The organism is Pedobacter sp. KH_004 (assembly GCF_057840755.1).
Map to the genome: position 1 here is coordinate 962,789 of NZ_CM174519.1, position 12,767 is coordinate 975,555.

A 12,767-nucleotide genomic window follows, 5' to 3' on the forward strand; every position below is an offset into this window, starting at 1 on the left:
CATATGAAATAATATTTCATTTTCTCTATTGAATAATCAAAATTACTGATGATATTTGATTATTAAAAACGATTAAAAATGATTCTATCTATCACTATTAATGATGCTTAAAATGAACTTAAATGATCTGAAAATTTTTGAAGCAGTTGCCTGTACAGGTAGTTTTACAAAGGCGGCAGCAACCACTTTTACCGTTCAGTCTAATGTGACAGCCAGGATAAGAAGTCTTGAAGAGGAATTTGGCGCAGCGTTATTTATTCGCTCCTCCCGCAAAGTAGAACTCAGCCAGGCGGGGCAGATCATGATGCAATATTCCAGGCAGATCATTCAGCTTGTCGAGGAGGCAAAAAATAATATTAAAAGCAGCAACGAACTGAACGGTTTTCTAAAAGTAGGGTGTGTTGAAACCACAATGGCACTCAAAGCACCGCAAATGCTCATTTCTTTTGAGGAAAAGTATCCGATGATCGATCTTGAATTTAGTTCAGGATTGCGTGGTGATTTGATCAACAAGGTGCTGAACTACAACCTTGATGCCGCTTTCGTCCCCGCGCCGGTAAACGTTGCCGGCCTGGACCAGAAATATTTTTCACAGGAGAAACTGGTTTTAGTCAGTGCTTCCGCCGATCCTAAACTGATTGATAACTTGTCGGAAAGACCCCTTAAAATAATCGTTTTTGATGAAGGTTGCGTTTTTAGGGCCAGACTGGAATCGTGGTTGAGCTCCAAAGGAATTATCCACTATAAAAGCATAGTATTGAATTCTATAGATGGAATTATAAATTTTGTGGAAGCTGGCCTGGGGATCACATTACTGCCGGAGGAAGTCATATTACAACACTACTCGGGCCGGAAACTTTTCGTGTATCCATTGAGCAAACAACTTTCAACCATGAATACTGTTTTGGTTTATCGGAAAAATTTTCTTTCAAGGGCGCTTAAAGCATTTTTGGACTTCAGTTCTGTTTCGCATCAATAATTCAGCAGTACTAGGAGCGAATCTTATTGTTGACATGGGCTGATGAATAATTTACAAGACGTTATCGTGCCGACCTTCAGATCATCCACAGCCAGCCTCATTTAAGTCCTCTGCACATTAAATTAGAAAGCTCACTACTCTGTAGACTTTTATCTACTGCTTTTTGCGATAAAAATCATTATTTTTTAGTCTAAAATAAACGAAATTTATCCTTCAGCTAGCAGGACATTTTAAACAGAAGTTTTTTTGCTGCGCTCACCTTTACATTGCGAGCCTGAATTCAAATAAACACAACCAAACTCATCAACTCATGAAAATTTCATTTTTGACAGCCCCGTTTTTTATGTTAATTACCGTCTTTGCCCGGACTTATTCCACTCATATTATCAAATTACCTGATCAACGCCAAAGCAAGCCTTTGCGCTTATCCCCCTCAAAGATTCGATTCAAACTGGAGTGTTGAGGCCAATGGCAGCTGGCTCAGGCAAATAACAGGTGCCGGATGATAATCAGTTATCACAGATTAAACAATCATTAAATCATAATTTATGTTAAGATCGATCTTGTCTTTTTTTCTGCTTCTCGTTCTATTGCAGGGGCATCCGAATGCAGCTATGGCGCAGGTCTTTGAAAAAAAAACCGAACTGCATGGGGATATTGTGGTCATGCCTATCATGATAATCAATGTTTATCCGTTCATTCCTGGAAGCGTTAACGGTGTTTCGGGGAAATTCATGTTTGATACAGGCCTCAAGCCTGCAATTAGTCTTAACGATAATTTCGTGGTGGTTGCGAACAAAAAAATACAAGGCAGCGGCCAGGCCGGGAGCGGACAGTCCTTTAACACAAGTTTAACGGACACGCTTCAGGAACTCAAGTTTACCAATGGACTTACCTTTAGAAATTTGATAAACGTTCGAAGTGCGAACTATGACTTTCTGCAGCAACATATCGCAACAGACTTCCTTGGATTTGTTGGTCATGATTTTTTTAGCGGCTACTTATTTAAACTCGACTATTTACACAAAAATGTGACCTTTTACAAAAATAGCAAAGCACGTAGTCTTTCTAAGGACTATTTAGCGAATGAAAAGATTTTGGCTGTCATTGAGTTCGAAATAAAAAAAATGCCCAATATGCCAATCATTAATATCAAGATAGACAATGTAAACGTGCTGGGTACTTTTGATACAGGCCAGAATGGATTCTTACAATTAGACAGCATTTCCGAGCAAAGACTGTTGAAGAGCCGCACCGTCACTGCTTCAGGAAAAGACAGCGCAGGAGATGTACTGCTAACTGTCAGGAATATCAGATTCAACAGCAAGCTTCATACCTCCCTAAAAGGACTGGAGCGTTCATCCCTGCAAGATACCAATGTAATCAGGAAAGCAGGTAATTTAACTGCTGCAAATTTAATGACTATCGGTTATCGGTTTTTTTCGCAATATAAAACGGTCTGGGATTATGATAACAGGAAGATTTATGTGCTGGAATACTGAAAATAGTGCCTTCTTATCACATAGTTGAGTTTAACGGATTAATATCCTGAAAAATTTACGATGTTACGCAATACGCTTTTTTTTACAAAGCTACCATTGTATAGATGATTAAGACATCATTGGTTTTATCATCTCTCAGATATGATGTCCCAAGTACATGTGGCTTTTTTTTATACAATTCAAGTCAGCTTTTCATTTCTGCCATCCAGTGTTCTGATAGGTACCAGCGTCAGAGATTTTCCGTCGCAGTCTTCTTAGATAAATAAAATAAGTCATTATAAACTGGAATCGCGCTTTTCGATGTGTTAGAGAAATGTCCGGCAATCCCGCTAAGTATTATAAAAAGGCTGTGTTGATTTTGATGTTGCCTTTTAAGATCTTGGACACTGGGCAGTTCTCAGCAATCCGTAGCAGCCGGGCTTCCATCTCTTTGTCCAATGACTGGCCAAAATTTATCTTTCGTTCAATATGCATAACCAATCCATCAGGAAGTAGTCTTTGGAACATATTAGCTTCCACAACTATCGTAGGTAGTGGTATAGCTTTAAGTTCCAGATACATCCGTAGGGTGGCTATCGTGCAGGTAACCAATGAGGATAACAGCAGAGTGTAAGGATCAGGTCCTATATCTTTCCCGCCGATTTTTTCGGGTTCGTCAGTAGTAAGCACACCGTTTCTCCATTCAATTACCGTCTCATATTTTTGATTTCCTGCAGTTCCCTTTATAGGGTGCTCGAGAATATATTTCATTTATAATCGTTTCTTAATTTTCCAGAAGTTAACAGTGGACTTTTTGCCGGTCACAACCGTAAACTGACTGATGATGGATCTGTCAAATTGATCCTCAAAATCAGTTCGACCAAATCTCTTTGTATGTTTCAGGATAACGCCTGAACTGTAAATGCACGTAGGGGCAAAGCGGTACGATTTTTAAATTATTAGCCCTCGCGTAAGCCACCAGTTCATCGAGCAATAATTTTGCAAAGCCGTGACCCTTGAATTCAGGTTTAACTTCGGTGTGGTAAACAGTAAGTTTTTCTGTTGAGATCGCCATGGTCATCCGGCCGGCTTTGATCCCGTCCGAAAACAACTGAACCTCCCCATAAGGGGCTTTTCTCAGTACAACTTTTGTATTTTCCATTATTGAATAATTATTTTAATTGGTAACCTTTTCTAGAATACTCAATGCTCCGGAAGGACACTTATTCACTTGTTCGATGAGCTCCCTTGTTGATGCATTCTGTGCCTGAACCCAGGGTCGTCTGGTTGGATCATAAACGGCCGGTAAAGTTTTTACACATATGGCCGAATGAATACATAATTTGGGCTGCCAAAGAATGGTGATTTCCCCGTTAGAATAATTAATTTTTTCCATATTTCCTTAACAAACATATCAAATGAGTGGGTCGAAAGGGCGCAAACATGCGCTTCCGATTAAACATACCTCTGTTCATTTTGATAAAGGTCTTTAATATCCTAACAGCAAAGGATGATCTATGCCTAAAAAAAAAGTAGACATTAGTCTACCTACAGGTATGGTGCTGTACTGACTTACCTATAAGATAAATGTCGCCCGATGCGATCCAGGACATCTTTGGAAACAAGACATAAAAAGCGATAACATGTTCTGGAAACCTGGCAGAAGTTCACGATAAAAATCGGCAAACTCACCGTATCGCTGCTGCGCACTGGAATTGATTGTTGAGGTAAAGGCTAGCTAAGGTGGTGTAGAAATGGGCGCTATACCATTGAGCTGTTTCTCTTCCTGAAAGTACAATGTGTTAGAAAACTTTGTTATCCAGCATATTTTCCTCATCGCACCTGTGACAATGAAAGGAAAATGCTTGCATTCAATGCCGGCCATTATCCCGGAAAAAATGTATCACCTAATAATGTAGATATATATCTATTTTTTTTTTAGACCTAAATCATCTTTTGCTTTTTTGATGATGCTGAACTTTGGATTCGTTAAACATCAAGCCCGTTATGCAGACGACCAATAGCTATTCTTTATTCGATTGCGAGATTGCTATATGAGCTCTTTTAAGCCTTGCAATCGGCAAAGGCTTAGGGTATGACGGTGAGACTGTAAAAAACCAATTTAAAAGCTAATAAATAATCACTTAAATCTACAATAACATGTCAAACAATCAAAAAAAAGGGCTGGAAGCATTGTTACGCCCTGAAGACAGTATTCTTGTACTCATCGATCATCAGCCATTTCAGTTTAGTAATCTGAACAGTCACGAACCGACAATGATTATCAACGCAGTGACCGGCTTGGCCAAGGCGGCAAAGATTTTCAATGTGCCAACCATTCTTACTACCGTGCTCGAGGAAAGGGGAGGATTGCTTATCAAACAGATTCAGGATGTATTTCCAGAACAAAAACCCATTAACCGTACCTGGATAAACACATGGCAGGATCCTGCTGTTACAGACCTTGTTGCAGCAAGTGGCCGTAAGCAGTTAATCATTGCCGGATTGTGGACAGAAGTATGCGTGGCCATGCCGGCGATTCAGGCTGCCGCAGAAGGATATGATGTCTTCGTGGTAACCGATGCCTGTGGCGGGGTATCCGTTGAAGCTCACGATATGGCAGTCCGCCGTATGGTCCAACATGGCATTACGCCGATTAACTGGCTTGCTGTTAACTCCGAGTGGCAACGAGACTGGGCCCGTGTCGAAACAGCAAACCAAATGGGCGGACTGATGACCGAACATGTTGGCGCAACCGGCGTCGCATTCAACTGGGAACTGCAACTGCTTAATACACCAATACCCCAAAAATAAGTATAGTCAACAATCTGCCTCCTGATGCTTATCAGGAGGTAGTTTTCTTACTGATAGAATCGGCCAAGATAAAGTTGTTATACTACTCGTAATCAGCTAACTCATGCCCGAAATGCAAACTAAACTTCAAAGAAGATACTAGACACTGATCCTGCCGGACTCATATTTTAATCATCTTTATATGCTGATGGGAATATAAATAGGAGGGTTGTATTGGTGATGCTGATTTTGAAAACTGTTTAAATTCGAGCCTTGGTCCCGCTGGCCACACCTTCTATAGTAGAGATCAAAATTTAAGCTATTTGTTTAGCTGAACGAAAACCGGCCTGACTGTTTAGTAAATGGCGCCAACAAAGGAATAATCTATATCAGGGCATAATAATGGGTGACAACCTTAAGCTCTGATGGATTAATTAATCCGTATTTAACGCCAGTTATTGAATAGATGGTTTATAATTATAAAGAATATGCTGGATATTGTTATTTCATCAAGACTTGCAGAAATCTCAGATGGTTTTGCCGTGAGACGGATCTTACCCTATCAATTAAGGCGGATGGTCGGACCTTTTATTTTTTTAGATCATGGAGGACCACTCGATATGCCAAAAACCGCACCTAGTAAAATGGATGTTTTGCCACATCCTCACATAGGCCTTTCAACGGTAAGCTATTTATTTAGTGGTGAAATCATGCACCGTGACTCCCTCGGCGTAGAGCAAGCAATTAAACCCGGGGAAGTAAACTGGATGACTGCCGGCAGCGGTATCTCCCACAGTGAACGTTTCGAAGATCCAGCCCTCAGAGCGGGAGGAAAATTGGAAATGCTTCAAACTTGGGTCGCCCTACCAGAGAAAGACGAAGAATCAGCGCCTTCTTTCAGGAATATGAAAGCAGAAGAGCTGCCCGTTTTTACAGATAAAGGGATATGGATGCGCCTGATAGCAGGAGAAGCTTTTGGGCTTAAAAGCAATCTTGAGATTACCTCCCCTTTATTTTATCTTCATATTGAGTTGGCTAAGGGATCCCGCTTCGGTATTCCCAGAGGCCATAGTGAGCGGGGTGTATACATCGTAAAGGGCAGCGTTGTTGTCAATGGTTCCAGATACTTGCAGGGCCAGCTATTGGTTTTCAACAATGGCGTAGATCCGGTAATTCAGGCGGACGAAGCAACCACGCTGATGATGCTGGGTGGAGAACATTTGGGACACCGATATATCTGGTGGAATTTTGTCTCTAGCCGTAAAGAACGAATCGAGCAAGCCAAGGAAGACTGGCTGCAGGGGCGTATAGCGCTACCACCAACAGATAATACCGAATTTGTTCCCTTACCCGAGACACACTCGAGGCCTTCAGAAGGACCACCTCCCAACACGCTCTCTTAGTTCATCAAAAACGGGTACTTCTGAAAAGTTTTATAGTAAGTAACAAACAAAGCAAACATGGAAATAGGAATTGATAGTTTTGCTTCGGCAATGTATGGAAGTCATGAGTTGGGTAGTCAACAGGCGATGGAACAGTTGCTGGAGCGGATAGTAATTGCAGACAAGGCCGGGCTTGACGTTTTTGGCATTGGTGAACACCATAAAAAAGAGTTTCTGGATTCTGTTCCTGCGGTTATTCTTGCAGCAGCTGCAGCCAGGACAAAAAAGATTCGCTTAACCAGCGCGGTGACTGTTTTAAGTACTTCCGACCCGGTCAGAGTATTTCAGAACTTTGCCACCCTTGATATTATTTCGAATGGCCGGGCAGAAATTGTGGTAGGTCGTGGTTCGGCAGTTGAAGCATATCCACTGTTTGGATATCAACTTAATGACTATGATGCTTTATTTAAAGAAAAACTTAATCTCCTGCTAAAGATTCGTGAGGAAGAATTTGTTACCTGGTCTGGAAAATTCAGACCAGAGCTGAATAACCAACCCGTTTATCCCCGCCCCCTGCAGAAAAAGCTACCCGTTTGGGTCGGTGTAGGTGGAACACCACAATCATTTGTGAGAGCTGGTACCTTAGGCTTACCACTCATGGTAGCAGTGATTGGGGGGGAGACCGAACGCTTCGCGCCGCTTATTGACCTCTACAGAAAGTCAGGTCAAGAAGCTGGATTTGCCCCGCAGGAGCTCAAAGTTGGTTTACATTCTCCGGGATACGTAAGCAAAAACGATAAAACAGCTATTCAGGAATACTACCCGGGCTTTATGGAAACATGGACAAAGGCTGGGCGTGAACGGGGTTGGCCGCCGGTTACCAAGAACCAGTTTGATGAGATGATAGCACCTCAGGGGGTATTGATTGTAGGCGGACCTGAGACTGTAGCCAAGAAACTCCTTCGGCATAGTAGAGCTCTGGGTGGTGTAGACCGGTTTACCTTCCAGATGGATATTGCAGGACTAAACCATCAGCAGCTGACCCGTTCCATCGAGCTTATCGGAACTGAGGTGATGCCTATTTTGAAAAAAAACCAAGACTAAGAAATGAATTGTTATATAAAATCTATTCAAGAGAACTAACATCCGATATGAAAAAGAAAAGCAGTTTTTCCACTCAAGGCCAAAGAGCTGACATTGGCGACCTGGTTATATTCCGAATACTGGCCAATAGATATGCCGATGCGGTAGGCCCATTTGTTTTTTTGGATCACATCAAGCCGATGATTCAGACAAAAATAAATAAAGAAGGAACCGGCGCACACCCACATCGAGGAATTGCCACCCTATCCTATATTCTCAATGGAGAAGATGAACATTTCGATAGTGCTGAAAATTATGCAAAAGTTCATTCAGGAGGTGTTCAGTGGATGAATGCAGGCAATGGGATCATACATGATGAAACGCTTAATTTTGATTCCAGAACAGAATCAAAACTAATGCATGCATTTCAGTTCTGGATCAATTTGCCTGCCGAAATAAAAGCTAAAAAACCTCAGTATATGGCTATTGAAGCAGAAAAAGTTCCATTTAAGGAAATAGGTGAGGGAGCAGGCTGGATTAAGGTCATTGTTGGAGAATTTCAAGAGTTGCGATCATCGATTCCAAATTTCTCCACCCAGTTTCTTTATCATATTCACTTGATGCCGGGCGCCTCGTTTACCCTGGATTTTGAGGATAAAACCGAAGTTGCCGCTTACATGCCCATAATGTCGGCAAACATAAACGATGAACAATTCAAAGCTGGAGATTTCGTCGAATTTGACCGAAATGCCGGAACCATTGAGCTCAGCAACAACAACCCTGAACCCTGCGATTTTATCGTCTTTGGCGGTGACACCTATCAGGAGCCTATTTTTGCAGAGGGGCCATTTGTTATGAACTCAAAACTTGAAATCGCCGAGGCATATAAAGACTACTACAATGGACGGTACGGAACCATTGATTATGAAAAGCAAAGGTCTAATAAATAGTTCAAACAGCAGTACAGTTAGCGAATATCCCGTCTGGATATCGGCAAATACCGGCTTTATGCCGTATTGAGGAACAGATTGCGGAAAACATAGCTCCCTGTACTGCAAATATGGAACGTGTAACTCTAATATGATGCAAGTTACCAGTGAGGCGGGACCTGGAAGCGCTGAAAAAGCAATGAAGACCACTCAGGGTGGTTAAGCCTTTTGATACCGGATTGTCAGACCAATGTTGCCCCTTAATACCATTCCTAAGTTTATCTTTACAAGCTTTCAATTGTTAAGCCGGACTTAGTTGATGAAGTGTGCTCAGGTGGAGCAGGGTATTGTATATCTGGTAGTTATTTCGCTGAAAGGTTTGGATAGCCTTAAATTATCTTTCCTTCAATTCCGATACGGTTTCGAATGTTATTATTTTAGGTAACTAAAATAAATTTTAATCCGCAACAAATATATAAGGGTGTTCCGGTAAGCATGTGCTTTCTATTTTAGACCTGATTGACATCTTATTCGCCGCCTTATTGCATGGTATTATCCATTTGCGATTGTCGTTTCAGCTTCTACTCCTTTATAACGCATCAATAAATCCCTCTATTGCCTGTGTATCAACATCCGCAGGCCGGCAGATCGAATACTTTCAATCTGAATTGCAGGATCTTCAGCCAGATATTTTCTCAATCTTGATACGAAAACATCCATACTTCGCGCTGTAAAAAAGTCGGATTCCTTCCATATTTGACTTAAGATATCCTCTTTGCGGACGAGCTTGCCCAAATTCGTTAATAATAGCGTTAACAACTGACATTCCCGTTCGGTGAGTTTCTTGCGCTCACTCGGACCAATCAATAAAAGCTCCTTTGGGACAAGGATGTAGGTTCCTAATTTATAGGACATAGTCTCCGGCACATGATTAGTCGCCCTTTTGAGTATATTTCTAATCCTGAGAACCAGTTCATCTGCATCAAATGGCTTGGTAATGTAATCGTCTGCTCCAATATCGAGGCCTGTTATGATATCACTTTTCAATTTGCGGGCGGTGATGAAAAGGAAGGGTATTTTCGGGTGGGTTTTAGCAATTTCCATTGCAAAGGTAAATCCATCCTCAACCGGCATCATTACATCAGTGAGTATAATATCGAAAGTTGATATTTGAAGTGCTAACCTGGCAAGCTTGCCATTGGTTCTAAGCTCCACCAAAAACCCATTGAGTTCAAGATACTGTTTCAAAAGCGGCCCCAGATCCTGATCATCTTCTACAATAAGTATTTTTTGACTCATGCTAACGTTAAATAAACAGAAAATATACTACCATATTCGTTAGAATTAGTAAGCTTTAGTTCGCCTCCTATACTTCTTAACGACTTTCTACTTAAATATAATCCAAGCCCCAGCCCTTTGACCGAGTGTAACAGGTTTTGGGGTACACGAAAGAATTTTTCAAATAAATATTTGTGATAACCTGGATCAATTCCAACCCCGTGGTCGATGACATCGATCCGGTAACCGTCCTTGTCTTTTAAACCAGTGAGCTGAATCAAAGAACCTTCAGGAGAATATTTTTTTGCATTCTCAAGGAGGTTATCTAAAACGGCCTCAATCAAATCCCTTCTGCCATGTACGTACTGTGGAATATCATCGAAGACAATTTTAATCTGATGGCTGTTTGATAATATGTTTATTCTATACTCGGAAAGTAAGGTTGTGATGTCAATTCTCTCCAATTCTTGATCTGATATTTTGACTGCACTTTCAAAAACTCTTTCTACAGTGAGTGTAAGCTTTCGGTGCTGCCTTTCTAAATTATTGATCAGTTCCAATTGTTTAGGCCTATCATTTTCGTAAGTATTTAATTCGAGGGTTTTAAATACAATAGCCATAGAGGTCAAAGGCGTTTTGAGTTCATGGGTGATATTGTTGACAAGATCTTCACGCAATTCTGTGATTTTTTGCTGCCGCTGAGCTGAACGAAATACCCTATAAAATACTGCCACTACTGCAAATAATAGTGTCAGTGAAAGCATTCCAACCAGAGCCATTTGCTCAAATGCTGATATCGCTGTTGATGGCATTTCAAAAAAAATCAAGTTGTTGTAGGTGATTGCCAGGGTATCTGTGCCGATATGGTCAGTGATACCGTTATTCTGACCCAAAGAAATAACTTTAAAGCCTTTCGTTTTAGGTTGGCTCAGTATTTTTTCCTGATCGGTAAATCTTAGGATTATCGGTGGTTTTTTCGCAGACCTTATCTCAATCTCCGAATATCCTGTTTTAAAAGAAACATGACCACCCAGTCCATTTACTGCTAAATTAATCTTTAAAATGCTATCCAGGCTATTCATAACTTTCTTGTCCTTTTGATCCAGGATGCGTTTAAATTCAGAACGATCAATCTTTCCGGCATATAATTGTCCGGCAAGCTCTACCAGATTATTCAGATACCTTTTATTGATTTTCTGAACTGATGGGGATCCATAGGATTTCAAAACTGATGACTGTACCTGACTTTGATAGTTGGTCAAATTAAGTTCGTAGGTTTTAACAAGTAGGTAGCACTGAATAGATGCTAAACAAGTGAGGATTGCTATGCAGATATATAGCAATAATCCGTACCCTCTTTTATTTTTCATATACAAATTTAAAGATAAATAATCAGGGCAAAGGTTAAGTACCCGCCATTAACATTTCATTAACCCTTCATTAACCAGGAAAAGAATTCTGGAATCTGACATTTGTTGCATCCAAATCAAACCGTTTCTTATTCAGGTGTAAACAGTTTGGAGACTGGACAATAGGAGAGTCTTGTTTAAGGAAGAATAAATACCAAGACGTGTTGACCATGAAGTTAACCATCACAATAAATATAGCATGAAAAAAAATAAACAAATATCAACACAACTGATAATGGCGCTGATTTTAAATATCACTGTTCACGCCCAAATAGTGAAGGAAAAAGTACTGGACTCAATACCAGAATTTCACCTGGATGGCGATTCTTGCGTGATACCATTTATTGAAGATCCCCGCTATATTTTTATAGAAGGCAGCATCGGCAAAATCAAGGGTAAATTTATGTTCGATACCGGTGCAAGACATAGTTTGGCAATTAATAGCTTATATACCAATCTCTCCGGTGGAAACAAAAATGGTGCAGGTTTCAATGGATCGGGAGAACACTTTGATGTCTTTAAACTGGATACAGTTCGAGATATCCGAGTAGGCAAACAACTTTTATTTCCACTGGTCGGCCCTGTATCCCTTCATGAGCAAAAAGGTATACAAGAAAACTTGATGCCTGATTTTCTAGGCCTCATCGGGTATGATTTCTTTAAAGGATATTTGATTGAGGTCGATTATAAAAATCACAGGATAGCGTTCTACAAAAATACCATTAAAAGAAAGGAAAGCCAGGATTTTTTGACAGGTGAAAAAGTAATAACTGTCTTAGATCTCAAAGCCAGTCTACTTCCTAACCATCCCCTTACAGACGTGAACATCAATGGTACTATGCTGGAGGCCAGTTTCGATACAGGCACCCCTGGAGTATTATATCCAACAGAGGATTTTAAAAAGGAAATCAACGGAAAAGGCATCTTGAGTGAAAAAAATAAAGAACAGGAAGCACGTTTGATCGGTATTGAATTCTCAAATGGATATAAGGGTTTTAGCACCCAGATCCACGTACTTTCTCCAAATGAAAGTGCCGGTATCAGAAAAGTAATCGGTTTTAAAACACAGAATATACTTTCATTGGGTCATGGTTTTCTATCTCAGTATAAGACCATATGGGATTTTGAAGGGAAGAAACTATACCTTCTGGAACGGTAAATAGCGCAGCGACCGCTTGGTTTAACGATGAGAAGCAAGACTAAAATCGCCTTTCTTCATATAACATTGTAGATATTGTGATCCTTTTTACAAGTTTATGGTGTTGAATATTAACTTGCTAACTATAAGTGTGTTATGTGTGTACCTCGCATCGGGATGTTCCGTTCAGCATTTGGAGCTTTGGTTTCTTTGTTAGCTTATGTAATCATAAAACATTATTTTTGCATCAAATTATTCATGAACAATAATTATCAATTATCAGTTAAACTTTGGG

General features: G+C 40.5%; 12 protein-coding genes. 7 read left to right on the plus strand and 5 right to left on the minus strand.

What is annotated here, in order from left to right:
* The first annotated feature begins 112 nt into the window (after nucleotides 1-112).
* Together AC3ITD_RS04325 and AC3ITD_RS04330 are read left to right on the plus strand one after the other, a co-directional pair.
* The gene (locus AC3ITD_RS04325; protein WP_489364297.1) at nucleotides 113-979 is read left to right on the plus strand and encodes a LysR family transcriptional regulator; all 867 of its coding nucleotides are present in this window, start codon (nucleotides 113-115) and stop codon (nucleotides 977-979) included.
* A gap of 548 nt (nucleotides 980-1,527) precedes the next feature.
* Nucleotides 1,528-2,481, plus strand: coding sequence for a hypothetical protein (locus AC3ITD_RS04330; RefSeq protein WP_489364299.1), 954 nt, complete (start codon nucleotides 1,528-1,530; stop codon nucleotides 2,479-2,481).
* A gap of 336 nt (nucleotides 2,482-2,817) precedes the next feature.
* On the opposite strand, the gene AC3ITD_RS04335 is transcribed toward AC3ITD_RS04330, so the two are convergent.
* The 3 genes from AC3ITD_RS04335 to AC3ITD_RS04345 form a co-directional block, all read right to left on the minus strand.
* Nucleotides 2,818-3,231: an OsmC family protein gene (locus tag AC3ITD_RS04335; protein ID WP_489364301.1), complete on the minus strand. Its 414-nt coding sequence runs from the start codon at nucleotides 3,229-3,231 to the stop codon at nucleotides 2,818-2,820.
* A gap of 100 nt (nucleotides 3,232-3,331) precedes the next feature.
* On the minus strand, nucleotides 3,332-3,622 hold the full coding sequence (locus AC3ITD_RS04340) for a GNAT family N-acetyltransferase (RefSeq protein ID WP_489364303.1): 291 nt from the start codon (nucleotides 3,620-3,622) through the stop codon (nucleotides 3,332-3,334).
* A 15-nt stretch (nucleotides 3,623-3,637) separates the two neighbouring features.
* A complete protein-coding gene (locus AC3ITD_RS04345; RefSeq protein WP_489364305.1) occupies nucleotides 3,638-3,856 on the minus strand; it encodes a (4Fe-4S)-binding protein in 219 nt (72 codons plus the stop codon).
* A gap of 764 nt (nucleotides 3,857-4,620) precedes the next feature.
* Here AC3ITD_RS04345 and AC3ITD_RS04350 point away from each other — a divergent pair.
* The 4 genes from AC3ITD_RS04350 to AC3ITD_RS04365 all read left to right on the plus strand — a co-directional run bounded on the left by AC3ITD_RS04350 (nucleotide 4,621) and on the right by AC3ITD_RS04365 (nucleotide 8,668).
* Nucleotides 4,621-5,274: a hydrolase gene (locus AC3ITD_RS04350; RefSeq protein ID WP_489364307.1), complete on the plus strand. Its 654-nt coding sequence runs from the start codon at nucleotides 4,621-4,623 to the stop codon at nucleotides 5,272-5,274.
* Between the two features lie 467 nt (nucleotides 5,275-5,741).
* Nucleotides 5,742-6,656: a pirin family protein gene (locus tag AC3ITD_RS04355; protein WP_489364309.1), complete on the plus strand. Its 915-nt coding sequence runs from the start codon at nucleotides 5,742-5,744 to the stop codon at nucleotides 6,654-6,656.
* 57 nt (nucleotides 6,657-6,713) lie between these two features.
* Nucleotides 6,714-7,739, plus strand: coding sequence for an LLM class flavin-dependent oxidoreductase (locus AC3ITD_RS04360; protein ID WP_489364311.1), 1,026 nt, complete (start codon nucleotides 6,714-6,716; stop codon nucleotides 7,737-7,739).
* A 47-nt stretch (nucleotides 7,740-7,786) separates the two neighbouring features.
* A complete protein-coding gene (locus AC3ITD_RS04365; RefSeq protein WP_489364313.1) occupies nucleotides 7,787-8,668 on the plus strand; it encodes a pirin family protein in 882 nt (293 codons plus the stop codon).
* A 591-nt stretch (nucleotides 8,669-9,259) separates the two neighbouring features.
* On the opposite strand, the gene AC3ITD_RS04370 is transcribed toward AC3ITD_RS04365, so the two are convergent.
* A complete protein-coding gene (locus AC3ITD_RS04370) occupies nucleotides 9,260-9,946 on the minus strand; it encodes a response regulator transcription factor (RefSeq protein ID WP_489364315.1) in 687 nt (228 codons plus the stop codon).
* Nucleotides 9,943-11,295 carry a sensor histidine kinase gene (locus AC3ITD_RS04375; RefSeq protein WP_489364317.1) on the minus strand — a complete coding sequence of 451 codons (1,353 nt, stop codon included), beginning with the start codon at nucleotides 11,293-11,295 and terminating at the stop codon, nucleotides 9,943-9,945. Before AC3ITD_RS04375 ends, AC3ITD_RS04370 begins: the two co-directional genes overlap by 4 nt.
* A gap of 238 nt (nucleotides 11,296-11,533) precedes the next feature.
* Here AC3ITD_RS04375 and AC3ITD_RS04380 point away from each other — a divergent pair, with 238 nt between their 5' ends.
* A complete protein-coding gene (locus tag AC3ITD_RS04380) occupies nucleotides 11,534-12,493 on the plus strand; it encodes a pepsin/retropepsin-like aspartic protease family protein (protein WP_489364319.1) in 960 nt (319 codons plus the stop codon).
* Nucleotides 12,494-12,767: the final 274 nt, after the last annotated feature.

Excerpts from the sequence above, each read along its gene's own strand:
- AC3ITD_RS04325 (WP_489364297.1), top strand. The coding sequence starts at position 113 with ATGAACTTAAATGATCTGAAAATTTTTGAAGCAGTTGCCTGTACAGGT.
- AC3ITD_RS04330 (WP_489364299.1), top strand. The coding sequence starts at position 1,528 with ATGTTAAGATCGATCTTGTCTTTTTTTCTGCTTCTCGTTCTATTGCAG.
- AC3ITD_RS04335 (WP_489364301.1), bottom strand. The coding sequence starts at position 3,231 with ATGAAATATATTCTCGAGCACCCTATAAAGGGAACTGCAGGAAATCAA.
- AC3ITD_RS04340 (WP_489364303.1), bottom strand. The coding sequence starts at position 3,622 with ATGGAAAATACAAAAGTTGTACTGAGAAAAGCCCCTTATGGGGAGGTT.
- AC3ITD_RS04345 (WP_489364305.1), bottom strand. The coding sequence starts at position 3,856 with ATGGAAAAAATTAATTATTCTAACGGGGAAATCACCATTCTTTGGCAG.
- AC3ITD_RS04350 (WP_489364307.1), top strand. The coding sequence starts at position 4,621 with ATGTCAAACAATCAAAAAAAAGGGCTGGAAGCATTGTTACGCCCTGAA.
- AC3ITD_RS04355 (WP_489364309.1), top strand. The coding sequence starts at position 5,742 with ATGCTGGATATTGTTATTTCATCAAGACTTGCAGAAATCTCAGATGGT.
- AC3ITD_RS04360 (WP_489364311.1), top strand. The coding sequence starts at position 6,714 with ATGGAAATAGGAATTGATAGTTTTGCTTCGGCAATGTATGGAAGTCAT.
- AC3ITD_RS04365 (WP_489364313.1), top strand. The coding sequence starts at position 7,787 with ATGAAAAAGAAAAGCAGTTTTTCCACTCAAGGCCAAAGAGCTGACATT.
- AC3ITD_RS04370 (WP_489364315.1), bottom strand. The coding sequence starts at position 9,946 with ATGAGTCAAAAAATACTTATTGTAGAAGATGATCAGGATCTGGGGCCG.
- AC3ITD_RS04375 (WP_489364317.1), bottom strand. The coding sequence starts at position 11,295 with ATGAAAAATAAAAGAGGGTACGGATTATTGCTATATATCTGCATAGCA.
- AC3ITD_RS04380 (WP_489364319.1), top strand. The coding sequence starts at position 11,534 with ATGAAAAAAAATAAACAAATATCAACACAACTGATAATGGCGCTGATT.